The sequence below is a fragment of the Indolivaga alginatilytica genome (genome assembly GCF_003201355.1).
Taxonomy (GTDB): domain Bacteria; phylum Bacteroidota; class Bacteroidia; order Bacteroidales; family Dysgonomonadaceae; genus Dysgonomonas_A; species Dysgonomonas_A alginatilytica.
On record NZ_QICL01000001.1, the window covers coordinates 164,302 to 187,466 of the forward strand.

Genomic DNA, 23,165 nt, shown 5'->3' on the forward strand with positions numbered 1-23,165 from the left:
TATTTTATCAGCAGAACTATCTCTGGCTGTTATGATCGGTCAAAGCAACGTTTAGAGCGGTGAAAGCAGAATCAAATTTACTTGAACTATGCCGAATCGTGATAAACGACTAATCCAATTGAATAAAAAGGTCTGAGACCTTAAATTCACCAGTGTACCTGAGACTTATTTAATTCGAGGGTAAGCTGTCTGGCGTTTCCATCGGTTACACTATCTAATAACTGCCAGAATCTTTCACCATGATTCATCTCAATGGTATGACAAAGTTCGTGCAACATAACAAAGTCGATTAGATATTCAGGTAATAAACAGCAAAAATAAGAGAGATTAATCCCTTTTTTAGAAGAGCAACTCCCCCATCGGGATCTGCTCTTGTTTATTTTAAGATCAGTATATGTAAAGTTATTTTGTTTTGCTAAAGCTGTCAATTTAGCAGGAAAAAGACGTTTAGCTTCATGCCGCATTGCTTTTTCGATACAATTACGAATCATACCTTGCACGTCAGAATCATCAAAATCAATATTTTCAGGGCATACAATATACAGCGTATTATCCTTAAGAGTCATATAATGATTCTTGATCTTTCTCTCCTCTATTTTCAGCGAAAAGCTGAAAGTCTGAAACGACGAATCGGCAGAAAAGCTTATAACAGGCTTTTCGGGTAAAACTTCGAGCCGTGGTTTCATTTTCTGAAAAACATCTGAGATTTGCTTCATCGAAAACCGATCAGGTACAGTCAATTGAATATAACCCGACTTACGGCGTGCAATCACACTTTTTGCCCGAACATTTCTGATTATAGCAATCCTGCCTAAATCTTTATCGATAAATTCTTCGTTCATCTAAAAGCCCTTATTAAAAGAAGCTTGATTTTTTATAATAAAAAAATCAAGCTCTTCATATAATTGTAAGTAACCTTCTATTTCTTCTTATGATTCTCTTTTATGAAAGCTTCCAAAGCTGCAGTCATAGAAGTAACACCGGGTAAAGGAGCCTCACAGTCGAGTCGTAAATTAGCATCACGCACTCCTTTTGCTGTTGTCGCACCAAAACTACCGATAGCAACCTCACCCTGTTCAAATTCGGGATAATTCTTAAATAAAGATAGTACACCCAAAGGACTAAAGAAAACAAGCATATCATACTGTTTTATTTCTTCCGGTGTAAATTCTGTACTTACAGTTCTATACATAATTGCTTTGGTGTAAGAAATTTTCTTATCGTCCAAAACATTAGTCATATCATCGTTATGCACATCCGATACCGGTACCAGGAAGGTTTCTTTGTTATGCTTTACCAATGAAGGAGCCAAGCCATCCATCTTTCCGGTAGTACTAAAGAATATCTTACGCTTACGATACACGATATACTTTTGTAAGTAAAGAGCTACCGACTCCGAAATACAGAAATATTTCATCGTTTCCGGCATCGTTATTCTCATTTCTTCGCATAGTGAAAAGAAATGATCTATTGCCACTTTCGCTGTAAAGACTATAGCAGTATAATCCTGAATATTGATACGCTGCTGTCTAAACTCTTTCGCATCAAGACCTTCTACTTTAATAAAAGGCCTAAAATCGATTATCACATTATATTTCTCTGCAATATCGAAATAAGGAGACTTTTCAGTTGCCGGTTTCGGTTGGGAGATCAGCACTCTTTTTATTTTCAAAGCCATAATAAACCAATTAGATCAACTTTATACAAATAAATCAATACCTGATACAAAATTATATAAGGTATAATTTCAACGCCACAAAGGTAGGCAATCAAAAAGAAAAAATTAACATTCCCTTGTAAAAAAAAAGTTATAACTCGATAAAAAAGTATTAACTGCGAGATAATGAACAGTCCAAGAAAGAATATTAGCAAAAAATCATGAAAATTTTGGGAATATACCATCATCAATGTAGGTATGAAAGCTATAATACCAATCATTGAAAAAACTATCGTACAACTTCTCAACCATATCTTGACCCGATCCCGTATATCGAATAAATAACCTAATACTCTATATAATAAATATTTCAAGAAAAAGAAGACCCAAATAGTCAGCATAAATAAGATAATCGTATAAAAGCTGTGCTGCGGGACTTTGTACGCATCGGACTCCAGAAAGACATCAAAAATCACAATGGCGCCGAGCAATATCGTTTGGAAAATAAGAATAAAATTGAACCAAAATTCGGTGACTGTAGTTTCACTAAACAAGTTCAGATTTTCACGAGTCGAAAATAATAACCGTGCATTCTCTTTAAAGAAAGTAAATCCACCTTTAAAAACCCGCGTAAAGAAAAGAAAGCAAAGCACTAAGAGTGCCAGCACTCCATCATCCTGCTCCAATGTAAATATTTTCCCGACCCCTTCATGCCCTCCTCCCATTTGAGTTTGAACGGCAGTACCATAGCGGGCTTCAAGTTTATCTTTTGTGAAAAAGAGACTGGTATCTTTCTCGAAAGCGAACAACGCACGATGATCTACAGAATCTTTGCATGATTCGGCAATTCTCAGGCTATCTATCACATAATATGTTGTTGCTTCGGTATTCAAAAGTTATGCAAAATTAAATTCGCCACAAAGATAGTTATAACAATGCATCCTTGATATAAAATCATCAAGGATGCATCACTTTTTTTATTATTAAGGTCTCAGACCTGTTAAATATTTCACTAAGCATAACAATCATAAACTGTTATAGCTACTATACATTTTTATTTACAGATTAAACGCTTTTTTAATCACGTCAACCAAATCGAGTTTCTCCCAAGTAAATAATTCAACTTCTATCTCTTTGGGCTCAGGGTTATATCTTGATTTAAAAACTTTAGTCAAAACCTGAGGTGCACGTCCCATATGACCATATGCCGCAGTTTCCGAATAGATCGGATTTCTTAGCTTCAAACGGTCTTCTATCGCTTTAGGACGCATATCGAACAATTGATCAACGATCTTCGCTATCTCACCATCCGAAAGCTTCACATTAGCCTTTCCGTAAGTATTCACATAGATGTTCATCGGTTTAGCTACTCCGATAGCATACGAAACCTGAACCAATACTTCGGAAGCAACACCTGCCGCAACCAGATTCTTAGCAATATGACGACTTGCATAAGCAGCAGAACGGTCTACCTTCGAAGGATCTTTTCCGGAGAAAGCACCACCACCGTGTGCACCTTTACCACCATAAGTATCAACGATGATCTTACGACCTGTTAATCCGGTATCTCCATGAGGACCACCAATTACAAATTTTCCGGTAGGATTCACATGATAAGTTATATTACCATCAAAAAGATTGATGATATCTTCACGGAATTTATACTTTTCTTTTACTCTTGGAATCAAGATGTTTATAACATCTTTACGGATCAAATCCTGCATTTCCTGATCGCTTCCAAAATCATCATGCTGAGTAGAGATTACAATAGTATCTATACGCAAAGGCGTTCCATTATCATCGTACTCAATAGTCACCTGAGACTTTGCATCGGGACGAAGATATGGCATCAAAGCCAACTCATTCTTACGGATAGCAGCCAATTCAAGTAATAATGCATGAGACAGATCTAAAGCCAAAGGCATATAATTATCCGTTTCGTTAGTTGCATAACCAAACATCATACCTTGGTCACCTGCCCCCTGATCCATAGGATCGGCTTTTTTATCAACACCTCTGTTAATGTCATCCGATTGTTCATGTATTGCAGATAATACACCACATGATTTAGCTTCGAACTGATATTCGCTCTTTGTATACCCGATACGCTCGATAACATTACGAGTAACTTCAGGCACATCTATATATGCTTGTGATTTAACTTCTCCGGCTAATACAACCTGACCGGTTGTTACCAGAGTTTCGCATGCTACTTTCGAATTTGGATCATAAGCCAAAAACTCATCTAACAATGCATCCGAAATTTGGTCTGCTACTTTATCAGGATGTCCTTCAGAAACGGACTCCGATGTAAATAAATAACTCATATCTCTTAAGTTTTATTTTAATTAAAATAAAAGAGGAGCAAAATGTAGTGTTGCAGAAAAAAATGAAGAATAATCTATTTTAGCATTTTTTCTTGTGGTTGCAATCGTACAAATCTATCCACCGTAAACTGATACAAAGGTATCTTTATTTTTGGAAACAAAAAAGATTGATACAAAATTATGTATCAATCTTTTATATATTAAGATAAATAAATCTTATTTAAGGTCTTAGACCTTGTTCATTATCTTGATAAATATAGCTATAACAGATTGTTATATTTAGTACTAACTGTTACTTAATAGCCTCCAACAATTGAGGAGCTACCGTATTGGTTGGATCTATCTCCAACATTTTTTCACTATATAATTTCACTTGCTCTTTATCAGTAGCACTTTTCGATTTATCAAATAACAGATAGTAATAATAACTTAGGTACTGATAAGCTTCCAGTAATTCAGTTTGATTACTTCCGTCAGCTTTTCCTACTACTATGCTTGCAACTTGCTCATAATATGGCTTAGCTAATCCTCCTGTAGTTTCCGGATCTAATAATGCATTCGTACGTGCTCTCCAGAAATATCCTAAATAACTATCAGGAATTCGTTCGCTTACTGTAGCAAAAGCTTTATCAGCCTGAAGTAAAAGCTCTTTAGCCCGTGCAGCTATAGCAGGATCTTCGCTTTTGATATTACTGCTGGCAAACAAGTAAGAATATCTTCCTAAAGTAAAGAAATCAGTCGCTTCCAATGTAGCAGGATCTGCTTTATCCACATATTCCTGATAATATTTAGCAGCATCTGCATATTGACCGGCATCTGCACAAGCAACAGCTATCTCTTTATAAACAGCCGACTTAGAAGGGTCTAATTTGATAGCTGCATCATATTGAAGCAAAGCCTTATCCAATTGATTATTTTTGCTCAACAATTCGCCATAAGTCATAAAATCCTGAACAATATATTCACTGGTACCTTTATCTAAAGAGAAAAATCTCTCAGCAGCAGCCAATCCATTCACAAAATCTCCCGATTGAAGGTAGCTATACATCAAAAGACGGTTCAACACAAAATTATTAGGCTCTTTAGTGATACCCTCAGTTATCAATTTTTTAGCCTCTTCGAATTGTTTCGTGAAATATAATGCTCCTGCATAACGAGTCAAGTCAGTTACATCATATGATCCTTGTGCGAAATATTTTTTATATGCTTCAATTGCTTCAGGGAAATGTGCAGTATGAGAATTTATACTACCCAGATACTTATAAGCTAAAGTATAATTTGGATTAATTTCGAGGGCCTTTTGCAACATTTCAACAGCTAAAGTAGGATTTACAGTTTCGTAAACCTGTGCTGTTTTGATATAAGCTATAGCAGAAGTCGGATCGAAAGTATATGCCTGAGCATAGCTACCTGCGGCTTCCCCTACATTTGTTTTAGCCTTTAGATCACCTTCCAGAATATAAATAGCCGGTGCTTTTTTATCAGCTTTTCTTGCGTCGGCCAATTTTGCATCCGCTTTTTCTTTCATATTATTATCATAATATGCACGGGCAATTGCAACAAGTACAGCTACATCTTTTTTATCTTTTTTCAAAGCAATAGAGAATTGCTCTTCTGCTTCTTTAGGATTAGTCTTTAATAAAAGTTTACCCAGACCAACATTATTAAGAACGAAGTCAGGTGATGCAGCTAATCCCTTTTCGTAATTTGCTTTAGCATCTGCCATATTACCTTCACGGTAAGATACTTCACCTAAGTAATAGTAAGCTTCCGCTGGAGATTGACTTATTTGCTTTTCAAAAATTTCTCTCGCAACTTTTAGCTCTCCGGTATTTAGATAGTCAGCACCAATATTGCTTTGTGCAAAAATTGGAGAACTAAGTAATAAACCAAGGAAAGCTCCTAATAAATACTTTTTTTTCATCGTTAAATCTTATAATATAGTTTATTTACTCATTTTAATTATACCGATAGACAGTGCATACTCCACTTAACTATCAGAAATTTTCTTTTACCGTAATCAATCGCATCGGTCTTGTTGCCGGTACTAAACCTGCTTTTAAGATAATTCTCTGGCCTCTGTCATCTGCTATAAAACTAGTAAATCCGGCTGGCAGTGTTCCTCTCAAATCCGATAATATTACATATACGTCACGTCTTAAGGGATACTCGCCCAATGCCAGATAAGCTGCAAATGGTTGGAAACTATTTTGAATAGTAGGTTCATCATTTTTACTGACAGACATTACCCGAATTTTATTGGAAAAACTCAGATTAGTTGTATCGCCGGGATTATTGATCCAGTTTACACCTATCACACCCATTGCATTAGGTGTTTTAGCTACATAATCCAAAACAGCTCTATTATTATCCTGAGCTTTTAAAGTTTCAGCCAAAGGTTCGCCTCTGTTAATAGAATCCTTAATAAAACGAACTGTACTTGAGTTCGGATTGTCAAATACAACCGAAATCTTATCATATTTTGATTGCGGATTGATTGATTTCCATGAATCAATCTCGCCTGTCATTATCTTTTTCAGTGCAGACAAACTAATTAGTGAGTCCGTATTTTCTTGGTTAATGATTAAAGCAATACCATCTATTGCTATCTTTTGTGAACGAGCTTGCAATTTCTTGTTCAATAAGCCTTGTCTTTCAGCATCAGTAAGATCACGTGCTGCAATTATTAATCTGATACTATCTTTTAAGAGTAAATTTATAACATCTACTTCATTTGCAAAAATAGGAATAATTGATGCCTCATCATTCAAAGCTTCAAATACATCTATCTGTTCTTGAATTATGGGAGCAAAGCAATCATCAACAGCGATCTCGGCTACCCCGCTTGTGGGAGTATCAGTTCGTGTAATTTTGATTTGTCCGCTATTACACGCTGAGAAAATTGTTATCAATAACAATATACAAAATAAACCAACTTTTCTCATAAATTATGATAATTAAATAAAAACTTCGCTAACTAAGCTCACAGAGCTTTTTATTGCTTTGGCAAGTATAACAACCAAAGGCAGTTATAGTCATAAAACATAGCAATAAATATTTACTATTACTTAAAATTTCTTTCTTTCAACAATCTATACCCTCTGAACAAAGCATATACAGCAACTCCTACACCCAGTACGATGCGAGGTATTACAAAATCATCATGTGAGTCATTCGCCCTGTAATTGTAAGGCAAAAGCATTGGTGTAAAAGCAATCAAATAAGCTATACCCAGATATATCACAAACATGATAATATTCCAAATAAACTTAAATGTAATGCCATTCTTTTTTTCTTCTTCCATGTGTAGCTTATATTTTAAAAAAGAGAAGTGAATCCATATAAAATATCATCAACTTCTCTCTTTTACATTATGGTTTATGTAACTTCTTATGTGAAGCCATACATATTCTTATTTTTGTAGTTTAAACAATACAGGCAGCGTATAATAAACTGGTACATTACGTCCATTTTGTTTACCGGGTACCCATTTAGGCATTGTTTTTACTACTCTCACCGCTTCTTTATCACAAGAAGGATCTAGCGATCTTACTACTTGTACATCAGATACGTTACCATCTTTTCCGACAACGAAACGAATTACAACACGTCCTTCAATTCCATTTTCTGCTGCAATAGTTGGATATTTGATACCTCCATTAATGAATTTCATCAATTCAATATCTCCACCGGGGAATTGTGGCATTTGTTCTACGCTGACGAAAGGTTTTTCTACTTCCTTTTCTTCAACAATCACTTTATGCTCTTTCAATTCTGCAATATCTACAGCGTTTTTGTCATTTGTACCTTCTACGGTTGCAATAGAGATCTGAACTTTCGTTTCGTTTAACTCCTCGATAGATTTCATTTCTTTATCTTCATTCACTTTACTGTCTTCTGTAATTACAGGAGGTGTAAACTGAATAGTCGCCTTCAAAGGGGGGGGAGGTGGTGCGGTTTCCTGACGTATAATGTTTTCTTCCGGAACCTGTTCCTCTACATTGGCTATATTCGATAATTCGAAAGCTTCATCTACTCCGGCTAGCTTTTGGCCAGCTTTCACAGCTTCAAGGAAAGCAGGTAACGCTGCAACTACTCCAACAAACACAAGTACTACAATAAATGCAACAACGTGTCTTTTTGAAGATGAGCTGCGTAACTCATACGCTCCATATTTTTTATTTTTGCCTTCGAATACTATATCACGCCATTCAGAGGAATTTAAATTAATATCTTTTCCCATTTTTATGTTATTAAATATGTGATTTATTTTCCTCCAGTCTGAGCTGATAATGCGCCTTTGGATTCAAAGTTCTGTACTAAGAAATTATCTCCATCAGCCATTTCTACAATAGCATATTTACCAATACTACAGATAGCCATCTCATCAAGCACATCTACCAAATTTTTATACGAAGCTCCGTTTGTAGGTTTTATTACAACTACCTGACCGTCTTTCGCATTTTTTATTTCACTAGACTGCTCTTTGAATTCTTCTTCTGTAATTTTTTTCTTGACTTTATCAATCCTTAGTTCTCTTATTTTAGCCACAGCATCCGCGTTGCGTTGCAATAAAAGACTTCTAAAACCTTCAGGAGTATAATCTGTTACTTTTAGAGTATTAAAATCAGTATAATCAGGTTCCCCTTCATAATAATAAATTTTATCTTTCTCACCAAGTATCACAGTAATCGCTTTAGAAGCTTTTACCTGATTTTTATCCTCTTCTGTAAGGTCTTTATCTTTCGTTGGCATTACAATGTCCATCGTCTGAGGCTTACTCAAAGTTGTACAGAACATAAAGAAAGTAATCAAAAGCATGTTCATATCAACCATCGGTGTAAAATCTACACGTAGATTGATTTTCTGGGGCTGGCCTTTTTTTTGTTCGCCGCCGCCGGTATCAACACTTGACATAATCTTACTGTTTTAATGTTAAAGTTCTATTATCAAACACCTGCAGGCATTGTCTTCAGGGTTGTTATCAAACTATATCTGTTCTTTTTTAAGTCTTGCAACGTAGACATTACATTCTTCACCAGAGCATAGGGAGTACTTTGATCAGCTTTGATCGCAATAGTCAAATTTTCATTTATTTCCGTAGCGGTAGTAACCCAAACAGCCAATTGATTGTTTGGACTGATAATAGTATCAGTTGGAATACCGAATTTTTTTATCACCTCATCCTGCTCATCCAGAGGAAGATCAAGAAATGATTGTAAACGACTGATAGGCACGCCTATGTGTGTTTGGTTTACGAATGATAGAATTTGCTTTGGAGTAAATGTCAGATTATATTGCTTACCAATACTTTCCAGCACTTTTCTTTTATCATCTGGTCTGTCTAAATTCATAAAAACCTGTCCTTGAGGGTCAATTAAAATAGTCATGACATCATATTCAGGAATTTTCACTTCAGAAACCGAAGCAGGAGTCATTACCTGAATTGGTTCTTTAGGGATGAAGTTAGCAGTAAGCATGAAGAATGTCAACAAGAGAACAGTCACATCACTCATCGCCGTCATGTCGATGAACGTATCCTGTTTTTTTACTTTTACTTTACTCATTTCTTCTTGTTTTTCTTACTTATTAGAGTGGAATTTTAATTAGATTCCACAATCATTCATCATAAAAAATGATAATTATTTTCCGTGCTTAGAGGTATAAGTTTGACCAATTGCAAAACCTACTTCATTTACGGCGTCAGTTACATCTTTAACTTTTCCTTGGAAGAAGTTATAGAAAATAATAGCAACCGCACCTGTACCGATACCCATCGCTGTATTCATAAGAGCCTCAGAGATACCAACCGCAAGAGCTGTTGAATCCGGTGCACCTTCGTTACCCATCGCCGAGAACGATTTGATCATACCAAGTACCGTACCCAATAGTCCGAATAATGTACCTAGAGTTGAGATAGTAGCGATTACTGATAGATTTTGCTCCAAATATGGAAGTTCAAGAGTTGTAGCATCTTCAATTTCTTTTTGAATAATTTGAGCTTTCTCATCATTATTCATGTCAGTGTAAGTTTCTACGTCTCTGTATCTAACTAAACCTGCTTTTAGGATATTAGCTACTGAACCTTTTTGTGCATCACACAATTTTTCAGCACCTGTAATATCACCAGCTTCTAATTTAGCTTTAGCTTCTGCTACGAATTGAGGTACACTACCTTTTCCGCTAGCTCTGTTTAATGCGAAAAATCTTTCAACAGATAAGCTTAAAGCTGTTAAAAGAAGAGTAATAACGATAGGAATTACATAACCTCCTTGGTATAGAGTTGCAAATACGTTACCTGGGTGTGGATGTCCTTTTTCATCAAATCCAGAAGGATTTCCGCAGACAAAAAAGAAAAAGCAGAAAGCAACGATAGCACAACCAACGATCACCAATCCTGCCGATACTCCTTTAGATCTAGATTTTGTTTTTTGTGGTTTAGTTTCCATAATAGTAATAAATAAATTGTTTAAATTAATTAGTAATATTCAAATATTTAATTTTCGTAATATAAAATATCCATTTTCTCAATTCGTATCCGGAATGGCTTTTTTTAAGAAGCGTTCTAAGTACAAATATATAAATTGATTCAATGATAGCAATCATTTACCATAAAAAACGGTGTATAATCGCTATTTTTATTCAAAACACAGAAAAAGTCTAACCAATATTCATTTTGGTTATCAAAAGGACACTCAAACTATGCTTTTTTTAGCTTATTAAGAGAAGTGATTCGAATAAAACGGCATTCTGGTTCCAACACTATCGTCAGCTTATACATCAAGGCTCTCTTTGGTATCAAATTCTAATTTCTACGACTCAATTATACTTTTGCAAAAGTAACAGTTATATTCTTTTATACAAGAAAGCTCAATAATTTCTTTCTAAAATTAACTAAACTTAATTCTATCTTAATTTAATCTTAATCAGAAAGTATGCTTTATAACATGTTTTCATTACTTATGTAAGCATAAAGCTTCATTAAGTGCGATAACTGCATCATTATATCGTTCACGGCGAATAACAAACTGCATGTTTACCTGACGCAGCGATTGCCCGAAACTTTCGATATTTATATTTTGCTCATACAGAGCCTTAGAGGCTTTATACAAGAAACCGGGCATTGCAATATTAGTACCCATCGCACATATAAGTGCAACCGATTCGGTACGAACCTGATAAAAATTTTGCCTTAAGTCCAGAATCAATTCTTTAGATTTTGCATTTTCCCATACAACCATAGTTATAGAGTTGGCATTGGTCGACTTAAGAATATAACTGACGCCGAATTTCGCAAAATGAGTCATTATACGCAAGTCAAAACCGACCTCTCCTACCATCATCGGGTCATGTATCTCAACAGCAATCACTTTGGTAGTTCCTGATACAATCTCGACTTTCGCCTCCGGTGATATATATTCACGTGTAATGAGCGTTCCTGGATGATTGGGTTCAAAGGTATTTTTGATTCTTATATTTATACCTGCCAATTCGAGAGGTTTAGCAGCTTTGGGATGTATTGCCTCCATACCAATATCGGCCAACTGATCGGCAATCACATAATTGGTATGTCCTACGGGAACAGCTTTATCTACACCCACAATACCGGGATCGGCACTCGACAAGTGATATTCCTTATGGATGATAGCCTCATCGGCTTTTACCTGTACTGCTATTTTACTGAAAGTCACCTCAGTATATCCTCTGTCAAAAGCTCTCATAATACCCTCGGTTCCCTTAGTATAACCGGTAGCAATACACAAGACCTTATCAAATTCTATTCCATCGAAAGCTTTTGCAATACGTTCGTCAATAGTCAAAGGAAGGGAATCATTAAAACCACAGAGATCTACAAAACGTGCCGTAATACCGTTGTTATTCAATATGTTTACCGAGTTCCAAGCAGAATGAGCTTCGCCTATCGAAGCTAAAATTTCGCGGGCAGCCAAGCATATATCTTCGGTATTTACATATCCCGAGGCCAATACTTTACTCAAACTATATAGCATCACTTTTGCCTGTTTGACCCGATATTCGATAAATTCTTTTGCTTCAGCCTGATTTAGGCCTATTTCAGCAAAAGCTTTATTGATATGTACCAATCGTTGACAAAGACCATCAAGGCCAATGCTATAATCTTCATTTCTAAGAAATTGAACATATACACCGGAATCTCCGGTCTTTTTATGCTCCAACAACCAGTTGGTCACATTATTATATGCAGAAACAACAAATATTCGATTGTAATAATCATCGGGAGTACGTTCTCCTTTGATAATATTAGTCAAAACATCCTGAAACTGAGACATCGAAGTGCCTCCAATTTTTTCGACAGTGAGCATTTTAGATTTTTAAAATATTTTTCGATTAAATAACTTCAATTATTTATTGCTTTTATTCGAGTAACAAACTACGCCTACAATTACCCAAGCAGTAAAAAGGTCTGAGACCTTAATGATACAAAAATAACAATAAATAATATAGTTGTAATACTATCTGTCAATTAATTTGGACTATTTGCCTGCAAAGGATTTCGAAATATAAAATTTCATTGTATATTTGCTTGAAAGGAGGCTTACTATAGTCTTTGTTAAATTAACAGCTATTCGAAATGCACAAATTCTACCTCATACTTCTTGCTATATTATTATCACAACCCATATTTTCTCAAAATTTCAAAGGGAAAATTACAGATAAGAAACAACAACCGTTATACGGTAGTAATATCTTTATAAAGGAAATAAATCAAGGTCTTATATGCGACGAAAGGGGTGAATTTCAAACGACACTCACCAATGGAAATTATAATATCACATTTCGTTGTCTGGGCTACAAACCTGTCTCCAAAACAATCCAAGTAAAGGATAATCCGGTCAATCTCCATATTATTATGGAAGAGGATGCATACGAATTGAAAGAAGTTACCATAACCAATACGGAAGACCCCGCCTATGCAATCATCCGCAAAGCCATGGCCGAAGCTCCCCGCCATCTCAATGCAGCAAACAAATACACTGCCGATGTATATATAAAAGCCAATATGGAGCTTTTCACCGTATCGAAACTCGTCGATAAACTGGCTTCGGAAGATGGTCTGAAAATCTCAGACTTTAAAAACAATGTATTTCTTCAAGAATCTTTTAATGAACTTCAATTTGTAGCTCCCGAAAAGTATACACAGACAGTAAAAGCTTTTTCTAGCACTATTCCTGATAATTTCGACCCGAAAGAATCTTTCAGAATAATGAATGCTTCTATATATTCGCCATTACTCAATCAGAATATATCACCTCTCAACAAAGATGCCTTCAAATATTACAGATATAAATACGAAGGCTTTAATGAGGAAAATGGGATGACTATAAATAAAATAAAGTTTGAGGCCAAATACAAAAACCCTCGACTCATTGATGGCTATCTATATATAGCAGATGATACATGGCACGTTCAATATGCAGAACTTTCTCATGACCTATTCGGTATGAAGCAAGATTTTGTAATCTCATACGAAGAAGTCTCTCCCCAAGTATATCTGCCCATATCTTACTCACTAACAGGGAAGTTTGACATATTAGGCACTAGCGGTGCTATGAATTATTTCTCATCACTAAAATACACAGATATCGAGGTGAATAAAGAAATCGTCAAACAACTATCTAAGAAAAAGTCCAATAAACGAAATTTCGAAATCAAAAGAGACACTCTTTATACTACCATCACCGATAGTATGGCTACCAAAAGAGATTTATCGTACTGGAACAAAATTAGAACAATAGCACTTGATAGTACCGAAATCCGCAGTTATCAGAAAAAAGACTCTATACAACAATATGTAGACTCTTTGAAGAAAGAATACCACTCTCCTACTTTTAAACCATTTGATATTATAATGGGAGGACGCGTAGGCAGTGATACTGCACGTATTAATTTCGAATATGGTGGACTGATCCGTGCCTTTCGCGAATATAACTTTGTTGATGGTGCATGGCTCGGACAGAGAGTAAAAATGAATATACGATTCAACGAGAATCAAAAGCTGATAATATCGCCTTATGCCTATTATACTACAGGACGAAAAGAGATTCTTTATGGAAGTGATCTGACATTTACTTATGCTCCTCTAAAACTCGGAAAACTGAATATTTCGGCAGCATCTATTTCGGAGGATTTCAACCCCAACGGTATCTCACGTCTGGATAATACTGTTAGTTCTGCTCTATTTAGAAAGAGTGACAGTTATTTCTATCAGAAAGATTTCGTCAACACCAAAAACAGTATCGATTTAGCTAATGGCTTACAACTAACAACAGGTTTTGAAATTGCTAAACGGTCAGGTCTCTCTAATCATAGCGATTGGGGAATTTGGGGTAATAAAGGTAAAATCAAGCCAAACCTATATCCAGCCGATCGTTTCGATGTAGTTTCCTATTCACTTAAGCTCACCTATTCTCCATACGCATACTACTCTATACATAAAGGGCGAAAAGTGTATCGGAAAATTACTTCACCAACATTCTCCGTAGAATATAACGAAGGATTTTCATCATGGCTCAAAAACAATTCTAGATATAGAAAGCTACAAGGAAGTATATCTCAGAAAATAAAAATAAGTTATTTCAATGATATTGACTATTTAGTAGAAGGAGGAAGCTTTTTAGGTAGCACTGATAGAACCAACTTTGCAGATTATCAACATTTCAATACTTCAAGAAAATACTCGTTGACCGATTTTCCGTTTGACACATATACCCTACTAGGCAATTACGAAGCATCAACCAATCGTTATTGGATCAGATCGCAATTTAATTATCAAAGTCAGTATTTACTATTGAAACGATTATCTTTTCTGCAATCGCTTCCTATGACCGAAAACTTACATTTCAAGAACTTATATACTCCTGACCTCAATTTGTATACTGAAATTGGATATTCGGTAGACTTAATTAATCTTGTGAATGTAGGGGCATTTACTTCTTTCCGCAAGGGAAATTATGATGCCTTTGGTATTCGTTTATCCTTCAACTTAAAAGCAATTCTTGATAAGGAATAGAGAATATCTTCGGGTTTAAATTTTTATCTTTGCAAAAACAAAGAATATGGCTTCCTTAAAACATTGGATTTCGGCACTACGTCCCCGAACTTTATTTCTTGCCGTTGCCTCCACTATTTGTGCAAATGGCATGGCTTACAGTACCGGTCACTTTAGTATTAGTATATGCGTACTTACAATATTGACTGCAACACTTCTTCAACTACTTTCCAATCTAGCCAATGATCTGGGAGATTTTCAACATGGAACAGATATAACAGGGCAACGAGTAGGTCCTACCCGCACCGTACAAAGTGGAGCTATTACTCCTCATCAAATGAAGGTTGCCATTGGCATAGCCATTTTAGCTTCTATGCTGGTAGGTGCAGCATTAATATACGAAGCATCACAATTTATCAATATCATATATATCATACTACTCCTTTTTCTTGGAATAACATCTATATGGGCAGCAATAAAATATACTGCCGGAAAAAATCCATACGGATATAAAGGGTTTGGTGATATTTTCTCGTTTGTGTTCTTTGGTCCTGTAGCCGTTGTAGGAACATACTTTCTACACTTGCACGAAATGACATTTCAGCCTTGGTTACCTGCTATTGGTTTGGGTATGTTTACAGCCGCAGTACTTAACGTCAATAATATGCGAGACATGGAAAACGATCGTAATTCAGGAAAGATGACTTTAGCCATTCATTTAGGACTGAGAGGTGCAAAGTTATACCATGCTTTCCTCTCTCTCAGTGGAATACTTTGCTTTATAGCATATAGTATAATATATAGTACCAATTGTTATCAATACTTATATATGGTATTCTTTATACCCTTCCTTATTATTCTTCGAAACATATACAAGAATACAGATAATCGCCTGCTTGATCCTTATTTGAAATTTACTTCTCTATCAGCTTTCGTCTTATCTGTTGCTTTTGCAGTTTGTATTAATTTGTAAAATACAGGAAAGTAAATAGACTTAAATATAAGCCTATTCTTCAAATTCTATTCTATCATTTCCTAAACTCTTTATGTGCACCAACGATTCAACATGAATATGTTGCTCACGAAGACGCTTACCTCCATCTTGAAAACTCTTTTCGATAATAAAGCCCATACCTGCTAATGTAGCACCGGCTTTTTCGACAAGATCTTTTACACCAATGGCTGCGTGACCATTTGCCAAGAAGTCATCTATAAATACAACCGTATCATCTGGAGTTAGAAAATCGCTGCTAACACAAACATCATAAGTAATATCTTTAGTAAAAGAATATACCTGAGAAGTTATCATTCTATCCATTGTCTTGGGTTTTGCTTTCTTCACAAAAACTACGGGTAATTCGAGCAGATAACCCAACATTATAGCCGGAGCAATTCCACTTGCTTCAATAGTAACAATTTTATTGATAGGAAGATTGCCAAAACGACGTACAAATTCTACTCCTATCGATTTCATCAATATTGGATCCATTTGATGGTTAATAAAGCTATCGACCTTTAATATGCCTCCATCAAAGCTTTTTCCGTCTTTTAGTATTCTGTCTTTTAATAATTTCATGGTCTTCCCTCTTTATATTTAAGTAACTGAAAGTATCTAATTATACATTTTAGAGTTATAACAAACTAAAGCCGTTATACTTGCCAAAGTATTCATAAGGTCTGAAACCTTATTCTTTTATTCTGATAACGATGTTTGCTATAATAGCAACTAATCCTCCGGTAGTAATTCCCGACGAGAATATACCTTTCACCCAATCGGGCATCTGTATTAAAATATCGGGGGCAAGCTCTACTCCCAAACCGCAAGCAAAACTAACTGCTAATACTAATATTGCTTTTCGGTCTATATCCTGTGATGCAATGATACGTACCCCCGAAGCGGCAACTGTACCAAACATCAATAATGTAGCTCCACCAAGAACAGGTTCGGGCATTAAAGAGAAAAGTCCTCCAATAAAAGGAAAAGCACTCAATAAAATCAAAAAGGCAGCGATATAATAACCAACATATCGGCTTGCAACACCCGTAAGTTGAATGAGTCCATTATTTTGAGCAAAAATCGAATTAGGAAATGAGTTCAACACACCTGCTACAATCGAATTAAAACCATCAGCCATAACTCCTCCTTGAACACGTTTCACAAACTTCTCACCTTTGATCGGTTCTCCGCCAATCATCGAATTAGCTGTAATATCTCCCATTGCTTCAATAGAAGTAATAAAGTATATAAGAGCTACTGCGATGAACGCCGATAGATCAAATCCCAATCCGTATTTAAAAGGAGTAGGTATATTAATCATTCCAAGAGTTCCCAGTTGCGAAAAATCAATCAATCCCATAAAATAGGAAACGACATAGCCTAATAGAAGTCCCAACACGATGGAACACATACGTATATATTTATTTCTAAAGCTATTAAAGATCAAGATAGACACCAGGACCATACCTGCAAGACCTAAATTCTGATAGCTTCCAAAAGTTCCGTCTTCAATAGCACCAAAGCCGCCACCACATGCAGTAATACCCACTTTGATAAGGCTAAGCCCGATCATTGTAACGACAATACCCGAAACAAGTGGGGTAATAATTTTTTGAGTATATTTTAGTATTCTACTTACAAACATTTCAACAGGAGCACCTGCAATACACACACCGAATATAACAGGAAGTGCCGCAATACCCATACCTTGAAAACTGGCAGTTAACGCCCCAATAAAAGAAAAGCTTGTCCCTTGTACACAGAGCAAGCCACAACCCAAAGATCCTATACGTCTACATTGAATAAAGGTTGAAATACCGGAGGCTAAGAGAGCCATTGAAACCAGAAAACTCGTCGTCTCCTTATCCAGACCTAAACTGGCGGCAATTATTAACGGCGGAGTCACGATTGCGACAAAAATAGCTAACAAATGCTGGAAAGCTATAAATACAGCCTCTTTGAAAGGCGGACGGTCTTCAATCTGATAAATCAGATCGGTTTTCTGGATAGGTAGAATCGTTTCATCTAACTCTTCTTCGATGATTGCAGACATAGTTGATTTAAAAAATTTGCTAAAGGTAATTAAAATATAATCTTTATCGTATACTTTTGGTGCTGTTAAACAATTCTTGATCTATTATTTTTTCAATAATACACAAAAGACACAATATTAAATTATTTTCTTACTTTTAGATATGAAGCAATAATAATAAATCTGCTCAATGAACCAAACCAATTTTTTATGAAAAACAACCTTTTTTTATTCAGGCAAATACTAATTATGGGAATTTGCATAGCCTTTTTATCTTGTACATCTACAAATAAAGACCAATTTCCTGAACCTAAAATAATGATGGCTACAGCTAAGGTAACGGGAGTAGTTCGTAATTTTCAACTAAAAGAAGGCGAAGAAAAGCCAGTTCTGAAACTCTACGTCCCCGCTCCGATTACAGCAGAAGTAGGTACATTCGAGACATACCTCACTGAAGATGGCAGTTTCAGTTTCGAAGTTCCCATCGAATGTAACATGATAATCGGTACAATTACTTCGGAAATATTCGACCAAAGTTTAATTATCGGTCTGGCTTCGGATAAAGAGACAAAACTGGTAATAACAAAAAAAGACGATAATAATATAGATGTAACTATTTTAAGCAGAATTGGATTAACTTCCAATGATGTATTGAACAGTGGAGATGTGATGGAGCAAATGATGAGCCCCGGATCTACTTATTCATCTTTTTACAAGATGACACCTAAAGATTTTGCTTCTGTTGCCATTAAGAACATGGAAGAAAGATTGAATATTACAGTCACCGATTCTACTTTATCGAAAGGTGCCAAGAATTTTATTACGAATGAATTCAAGCTAGCTTATCTTGTCGGATGCCTTCTTGATTATACCGGCTATATGTCTCTAAACTATCAAAATTTCAAAACTGAAGAGGAACCCGAAGAGTTTACTCCACAGGAACCCGATAGATCTTATTATGCTTTTCTAAAGTATTTTGACCTCAATAATCCTCAATATCTATATAATGCAACCTATTCGAGAGTACTGAAAGCCATACTCTCGAATGAAACATTAAATATTCCATTAATCAACGATACACCTATAGATGAATGGCTAAAGGGTGTAAAAACAACAATGGCAGATTTAATTGGCTCCGATAACGGTTTATTCTACGACAGGTTAACTGCCGGTGCTTACATCTCTCAGTTTGATAATGAACTAAAACCTCTATCCGATAAACAGATAGAAAACATCAGAAATTACTTTAAGAATAAGGAAATTACAAAGATCCTTTTGAAAAAGAATGAAGAAGTAATAAAATTGGCCGCACAAAAAAGTAATGCAAACTGTAAAGAAACACCGTCGGTTCCACAAAAAGAATTGATGAACGCTATTATTTCGCAATATAAAGGCAATGTTGTTTTAGTCGATTTCTGGGCTACCTGGTGCGGTCCCTGTATGTCTGCGATGAAAGAAATCAGAGAAATAAAAGGTCAATACAAAGATAAAAACATTGTATTTGTATATATAACCAACACCTCTTCTCCTTTAACGTTGTGGAAAAAGAAAATCAACACAATCGGAGGTGAACATTATTACCTGACCGAGGGCGAATGGGAGTCTCTTCAAGATAGCTTTGATTTTACGGGAATACCAACCTATCAGCTTTATGATACCAATGGCAAATTAGAAAAGCAATTTTCGGGCTACCCCGGAACAAATAAAATGAAGGCAATGATAGATCAATTGTTGCCCTAAGCAAAATATTCACGGGGAAGCCATTCCAGCCTCCCCGTGAATAAATACATTTATAGTATAGAAGCCCTTCACTATATCTATTCATTTTCATAGAAACACCGAACCCGGCATAGGCAATTTCGCTTCATGAACTTCTGTATAATTATATATTAACAGACACAATACCCTCTTACAAAACAGTATTATAAGAAACAATACAATCAATTCTGTTATTTATGAAGTCTTCTCTGGCGATACCTGTTTAAAGGACTATCCACAAAACGATATAAAATATACGCAAACAAAATAGAGAGTATTACAATTGAAGAAGCCCATAAATTCACCTCCAACGAAAGTGATAATGAATTAATAAACATCAAAACAAATAGATGACAAATATAGATGGGATACGACAACTCTCCTATTTTACGATCCCTCTTCGAGTCTTTTGTATAAATAAAAATAAAAGGCAGTGATATAAAAAACAAAACTATAAATAAGATATATAGCCCCTTAAAATCAATAAAACTATATGATAAAGTAAGCAAAATCATAAAGTATAAAATACCCCTCAATACATTTTTATGAATATTTTTATTTTTCAAAAAAACAGATATACGATAAGCTACTGTACCAAGTAAAAATAAAGCCAGTTCTGTCGGAAAAAATCGATAAGACCAAACAGGTTCCTGACTTTCAAAATTAAACATCATCAGTACCCTCAAAAGAAGAGACAATACAATTATTGAGATAACAATCGTGATATTTCGCCTCACTACGAATGGAGCACAGACATAAAACATCAATTCGAGACTGACAGTCCACGCCTGAGGTATGAATAGAAACACATATAAGTTCGGTTGAGGATATTGCAAACTCGATGTAAAAAATAAGTTACCTGTAAGCGTATCCAATCCCAAAAACCAAACCAGCTCCTGACCAAATATGAAAAGGTTGGAAAATATTAAGTAAAGATATGACCACAAACTCAGATTTTCAAAATATATTTTATAATAAGAAAGTGTAATACCACTATCACCGCTATTAAAGAAAATCATAAAAAAAGCGGAATAAGCGACTATACATAAAAGAACAAACCAATATGAGGGATATAATCGCAACACTCTATTCGATAAAAACAACTTATAGGACTTATTCTCTCCTATATACTTCTCATTTAAAACCAACGATATATAAAATCCCGAAATCATGTAAAAGCTTTGAACAGCCAAACTACCGGGTATTAGCCGATAACCAAATATAGGGGCAGAATGAGCAATTACAACAGCTAGTGCAAAAAGAAAACGTAGAAATCCCATAGTATAAAATTACATTCCTTTACCTTAAAACGGAAATAACAATGGTAATGCTATAATCATAACAATACCCATAATTATCTGCAAAGGTAATCCAACTTTTATATAATCCATAAATTTATATTTACCTGCCGACATAACCAATGCATTGGGAGCGGTAGAAAACGGCGAAGCAAAACACATACTAGCAGCAACTGCTACCGCAAACATAAAGGGATAAGGACTCACGCCCATATTTACAGCCGCCTGCATACCGATAGGGGCAAAAAGCAGAGCTGTTGCCGTATTACTGATAAACATGGTAAGAATAGAAGTTCCAAAGTAAATACCAGCTAATAGAGCATAAGGTCCATAAGGTCCCAAACCACCAACCAATGTACCCGATATAATACCTGCGGCCCCCGTTTGCTCAAAAGCAACTGCCATAGGCATCATACCTGCAATAAGAACTACACTTTCCCAATTTATATTTTTATAGGCTTCTTCCATATTACGAAGACAGCCTGTAATAACCATCATTACAGCAGCAGTTAAAACTGCAATAACGGGAGCTACAATATTAGTAACCATAGCAATGACCATCAATACCATGATGATAGCCGCCACGGGAGCTTTATGATCGAGAGTTACTTTTGCAGCTTCTTCCAAAGGTTGGCCCACAAGCACCAAATCTTCCTGACGATTACCTAAGCTGGCAATATCACCCCATGTACCTTGAATAAGAAGAGCATCACCCGAATGTAATTTCTCTTTCTGCAAATCACTCATCTTATATTCATTATTGCGTTGAATACCTAGGATATTTACGTTAAACTCATCCCGAAAGTGAGCATCTATAATGGTACGGTTCACCAGTTTAGAGTTGGGCATAATAAATACTTCGGCAATACCTATATCCTTAAAGTCGAAAATATCCTTTCCTGCACCTTCTTTCTCTACCAAAGTCAATTCTTTTTCTTCGATAAAACGATTCAAATTACTTTTTTTACCGTAGCATACCAATATGTCTCCTCTTTCGATGACCGTATTTGGACCAGCAACAACCTCATTCACGCTTTTATTGAATCGAGATGCGTTTACAATCTTTTCAACAGTTACAACACTTATGTTATAAAGACTCGGTATGGAAAGTTCTCTTAAGCTCTTGCCAACCATATCCGAATGTTCGGGAAGACTTAAATGTGTAAGCTTATGCAATTGATATTCATCGGCTAAATCATCCAAAGTTTTGCCTTTTCTCTTTTCATCGCCATCTCTATCGTCTTTCGATAAAAAGATTTTGCTCAGAAAATAAAGAACTATTATTCCTATCCCTAAACAGATTAAACCCACTGGGGTAAAGGAGAAGAAGCTAAGAGCATCATATCCGTTTTTTTGTAATTCTTCGCTTATAATTAAGTTGGGAGGGGTAGCAATCAAAGTTAATATACCCATACTACTCGCAAAAGCCAATGGCATAAGAAATCGACGTGGACTAATATTAGCACTCACCGCAATACTTACCACAATAGGCATCATCACCGCCACAGTTCCCGTATTACTAACAAAAGCTCCGATAGAAGCTGTTACCAACATCACCAAAACAAATAATTTGCTCTCGCTATTGCCTGCCAGACGCAGTATTTTAGAACTGATAAGCTTGGCAAGCCCTGTACGGAAGATTCCTCCTCCTACAATAAATAAGCCCACCATCATTAATACAATAGAACTAGAAAAGCCCGACAAGGCCTCCACCGGAGTTATTATATTAGTAAGTACCAACGCCAGCAGTGCACACATTGCAACCAGGTCTGATCGTACTTTGCCACTCATAAAAAATGCTGATGATACAAAAAGTATAATCAGAGTGATATTCATCGGGGTAAAAATATCATTCAATGCCATAATTAATACCTGTTTATTTTCTAAATTAGTAATGTAAAATAGTTATTGCTTATAATAATACAGATCCTGCTTTGGAATATCATAAATAACGAGACAAACCCTATCTCTATTTAAAGTAAACACTACAAGATCCGAAACCTTCAATAACCAAAAAACTCTCCATGTTGAAAGTACACAAAGATAACAACTTTGTACGTGTCAGAG

At 35.6% G+C, this 23,165-nt stretch carries 19 protein-coding genes; 3 read left to right on the top strand and 16 right to left on the bottom strand.

The genetic code is table 11. From position 1 onward, the window contains the following. Window positions 1–146: 146 nt before the first annotated feature. The 12 genes from CLV62_RS00670 to CLV62_RS00725 form a co-directional block, all read right to left on the bottom strand. Window positions 147–842 (bottom strand): M48 family metallopeptidase, encoded by a 696-nt coding sequence (locus CLV62_RS00670; protein ID WP_110308858.1) that lies wholly within the window; start codon window positions 840–842, stop codon window positions 147–149. Between the two features lie 77 nt (window positions 843–919). Continuing rightward, window positions 920–1,672, bottom strand: a complete 753-nt coding sequence (locus CLV62_RS00675) for a uroporphyrinogen-III synthase (protein WP_170120004.1) — start codon at window positions 1,670–1,672, stop codon at window positions 920–922. Then, the gene (locus tag CLV62_RS00680) at window positions 1,669–2,550 is read right to left on the bottom strand and encodes a DUF4271 domain-containing protein (protein WP_110308860.1); all 882 of its coding nucleotides are present in this window, start codon (window positions 2,548–2,550) and stop codon (window positions 1,669–1,671) included. Before CLV62_RS00680 ends, CLV62_RS00675 begins: the two co-directional genes overlap by 4 nt. A 165-nt stretch (window positions 2,551–2,715) precedes the next feature. Next, window positions 2,716–3,984 carry a methionine adenosyltransferase gene (gene metK, locus CLV62_RS00685; RefSeq protein ID WP_110308861.1) on the bottom strand — a complete coding sequence of 423 codons (1,269 nt, stop codon included), beginning with the start codon at window positions 3,982–3,984 and terminating at the stop codon, window positions 2,716–2,718. A 292-nt stretch (window positions 3,985–4,276) separates the two neighbouring features. Beyond that, window positions 4,277–5,908 carry a tetratricopeptide repeat protein gene (locus CLV62_RS00690; protein WP_110308862.1) on the bottom strand — a complete coding sequence of 544 codons (1,632 nt, stop codon included), beginning with the start codon at window positions 5,906–5,908 and terminating at the stop codon, window positions 4,277–4,279. Between the two features lie 73 nt (window positions 5,909–5,981). Further along, on the bottom strand, window positions 5,982–6,929 hold the full coding sequence (locus CLV62_RS00695; RefSeq protein WP_110308863.1) for a PstS family phosphate ABC transporter substrate-binding protein: 948 nt from the start codon (window positions 6,927–6,929) through the stop codon (window positions 5,982–5,984). Between the two features lie 119 nt (window positions 6,930–7,048). Then, complete coding sequence (locus CLV62_RS00700; RefSeq protein WP_110308864.1) at window positions 7,049–7,288, bottom strand: hypothetical protein; 240 nt, start codon at window positions 7,286–7,288, stop codon at window positions 7,049–7,051. Window positions 7,289–7,396: 108 nt separating this feature from the next. Further along, the gene (locus tag CLV62_RS00705; RefSeq protein ID WP_110308865.1) at window positions 7,397–8,227 is read right to left on the bottom strand and encodes an energy transducer TonB; all 831 of its coding nucleotides are present in this window, start codon (window positions 8,225–8,227) and stop codon (window positions 7,397–7,399) included. A gap of 23 nt (window positions 8,228–8,250) precedes the next feature. Next, complete coding sequence (locus CLV62_RS00710; RefSeq protein WP_394337191.1) at window positions 8,251–8,904, bottom strand: ExbD/TolR family protein; 654 nt, start codon at window positions 8,902–8,904, stop codon at window positions 8,251–8,253. Between the two features lie 29 nt (window positions 8,905–8,933). After that, window positions 8,934–9,551, bottom strand: a complete 618-nt coding sequence (locus tag CLV62_RS00715) for an ExbD/TolR family protein (protein ID WP_110308867.1) — start codon at window positions 9,549–9,551, stop codon at window positions 8,934–8,936. 75 nt (window positions 9,552–9,626) lie between these two features. Further along, window positions 9,627–10,433, bottom strand: a complete 807-nt coding sequence (locus tag CLV62_RS00720; protein ID WP_110308868.1) for a MotA/TolQ/ExbB proton channel family protein — start codon at window positions 10,431–10,433, stop codon at window positions 9,627–9,629. Window positions 10,434–10,940: 507 nt separating this feature from the next. Next, a complete protein-coding gene (locus tag CLV62_RS00725; protein WP_110308869.1) occupies window positions 10,941–12,326 on the bottom strand; it encodes an aspartate kinase in 1,386 nt (461 codons plus the stop codon). Window positions 12,327–12,595: 269 nt separating this feature from the next. Between CLV62_RS00725 and CLV62_RS00730 the strand changes: the two genes are divergently transcribed. After that, window positions 12,596–15,034, top strand: a complete 2,439-nt coding sequence (locus tag CLV62_RS00730) for a DUF5686 and carboxypeptidase regulatory-like domain-containing protein (RefSeq protein ID WP_110308870.1) — start codon at window positions 12,596–12,598, stop codon at window positions 15,032–15,034. Window positions 15,035–15,080: 46 nt separating this feature from the next. Beyond that, the gene (menA, locus tag CLV62_RS00735) at window positions 15,081–15,986 is read left to right on the top strand and encodes a 1,4-dihydroxy-2-naphthoate octaprenyltransferase (RefSeq protein ID WP_110308871.1); all 906 of its coding nucleotides are present in this window, start codon (window positions 15,081–15,083) and stop codon (window positions 15,984–15,986) included. 33 nt (window positions 15,987–16,019) lie between these two features. Here the strand turns inward: menA and xpt are convergent, their stop codons facing one another. Together xpt and CLV62_RS00745 are read right to left on the bottom strand one after the other, a co-directional pair. Beyond that, window positions 16,020–16,589 (bottom strand): xanthine phosphoribosyltransferase, encoded by a 570-nt coding sequence (gene xpt, locus CLV62_RS00740; RefSeq protein WP_110308872.1) that lies wholly within the window; start codon window positions 16,587–16,589, stop codon window positions 16,020–16,022. 109 nt (window positions 16,590–16,698) lie between these two features. Beyond that, window positions 16,699–18,063 carry a nucleobase:cation symporter-2 family protein gene (locus CLV62_RS00745; protein WP_110308873.1) on the bottom strand — a complete coding sequence of 455 codons (1,365 nt, stop codon included), beginning with the start codon at window positions 18,061–18,063 and terminating at the stop codon, window positions 16,699–16,701. A 189-nt stretch (window positions 18,064–18,252) separates the two neighbouring features. Between CLV62_RS00745 and CLV62_RS00750 the strand changes: the two genes are divergently transcribed. Beyond that, complete coding sequence (locus CLV62_RS00750; RefSeq protein ID WP_110308874.1) at window positions 18,253–19,782, top strand: TlpA family protein disulfide reductase; 1,530 nt, start codon at window positions 18,253–18,255, stop codon at window positions 19,780–19,782. A gap of 209 nt (window positions 19,783–19,991) precedes the next feature. Here the strand turns inward: CLV62_RS00750 and CLV62_RS00755 are convergent, their stop codons facing one another. Together CLV62_RS00755 and CLV62_RS00760 are read right to left on the bottom strand one after the other, a co-directional pair. Continuing rightward, window positions 19,992–21,080: an acyltransferase family protein gene (locus CLV62_RS00755; RefSeq protein WP_110308875.1), complete on the bottom strand. Its 1,089-nt coding sequence runs from the start codon at window positions 21,078–21,080 to the stop codon at window positions 19,992–19,994. A 24-nt stretch (window positions 21,081–21,104) separates the two neighbouring features. Further along, on the bottom strand, window positions 21,105–22,934 hold the full coding sequence (locus CLV62_RS00760; RefSeq protein ID WP_110309244.1) for an SLC13 family permease: 1,830 nt from the start codon (window positions 22,932–22,934) through the stop codon (window positions 21,105–21,107). Window positions 22,935–23,165 lie beyond the last annotated feature (231 nt).

Excerpts from the sequence above, each read along its gene's own strand:
- xpt (WP_110308872.1), bottom strand. The coding sequence starts at position 16,589 with ATGAAATTATTAAAAGACAGAATACTAAAAGACGGAAAAAGCTTTGAT.
- CLV62_RS00750 (WP_110308874.1), top strand. The coding sequence starts at position 18,253 with ATGAAAAACAACCTTTTTTTATTCAGGCAAATACTAATTATGGGAATT.
- CLV62_RS00720 (WP_110308868.1), bottom strand. The coding sequence starts at position 10,433 with ATGGAAACTAAACCACAAAAAACAAAATCTAGATCTAAAGGAGTATCG.
- metK (WP_110308861.1), bottom strand. The coding sequence starts at position 3,984 with ATGAGTTATTTATTTACATCGGAGTCCGTTTCTGAAGGACATCCTGAT.
- menA (WP_110308871.1), top strand. The coding sequence starts at position 15,081 with ATGGCTTCCTTAAAACATTGGATTTCGGCACTACGTCCCCGAACTTTA.
- CLV62_RS00695 (WP_110308863.1), bottom strand. The coding sequence starts at position 6,929 with ATGAGAAAAGTTGGTTTATTTTGTATATTGTTATTGATAACAATTTTC.
- CLV62_RS00690 (WP_110308862.1), bottom strand. The coding sequence starts at position 5,908 with ATGAAAAAAAAGTATTTATTAGGAGCTTTCCTTGGTTTATTACTTAGT.
- CLV62_RS00715 (WP_110308867.1), bottom strand. The coding sequence starts at position 9,551 with ATGAGTAAAGTAAAAGTAAAAAAACAGGATACGTTCATCGACATGACG.
- CLV62_RS00705 (WP_110308865.1), bottom strand. The coding sequence starts at position 8,227 with ATGGGAAAAGATATTAATTTAAATTCCTCTGAATGGCGTGATATAGTA.
- CLV62_RS00700 (WP_110308864.1), bottom strand. The coding sequence starts at position 7,288 with ATGGAAGAAGAAAAAAAGAATGGCATTACATTTAAGTTTATTTGGAAT.
- CLV62_RS00755 (WP_110308875.1), bottom strand. The coding sequence starts at position 21,080 with ATGGGATTTCTACGTTTTCTTTTTGCACTAGCTGTTGTAATTGCTCAT.
- CLV62_RS00730 (WP_110308870.1), top strand. The coding sequence starts at position 12,596 with ATGCACAAATTCTACCTCATACTTCTTGCTATATTATTATCACAACCC.
- CLV62_RS00670 (WP_110308858.1), bottom strand. The coding sequence starts at position 842 with ATGAACGAAGAATTTATCGATAAAGATTTAGGCAGGATTGCTATAATC.
- CLV62_RS00745 (WP_110308873.1), bottom strand. The coding sequence starts at position 18,063 with ATGTCTGCAATCATCGAAGAAGAGTTAGATGAAACGATTCTACCTATC.
- CLV62_RS00760 (WP_110309244.1), bottom strand. The coding sequence starts at position 22,934 with ATGAATATCACTCTGATTATACTTTTTGTATCATCAGCATTTTTTATG.
- CLV62_RS00725 (WP_110308869.1), bottom strand. The coding sequence starts at position 12,326 with ATGCTCACTGTCGAAAAAATTGGAGGCACTTCGATGTCTCAGTTTCAG.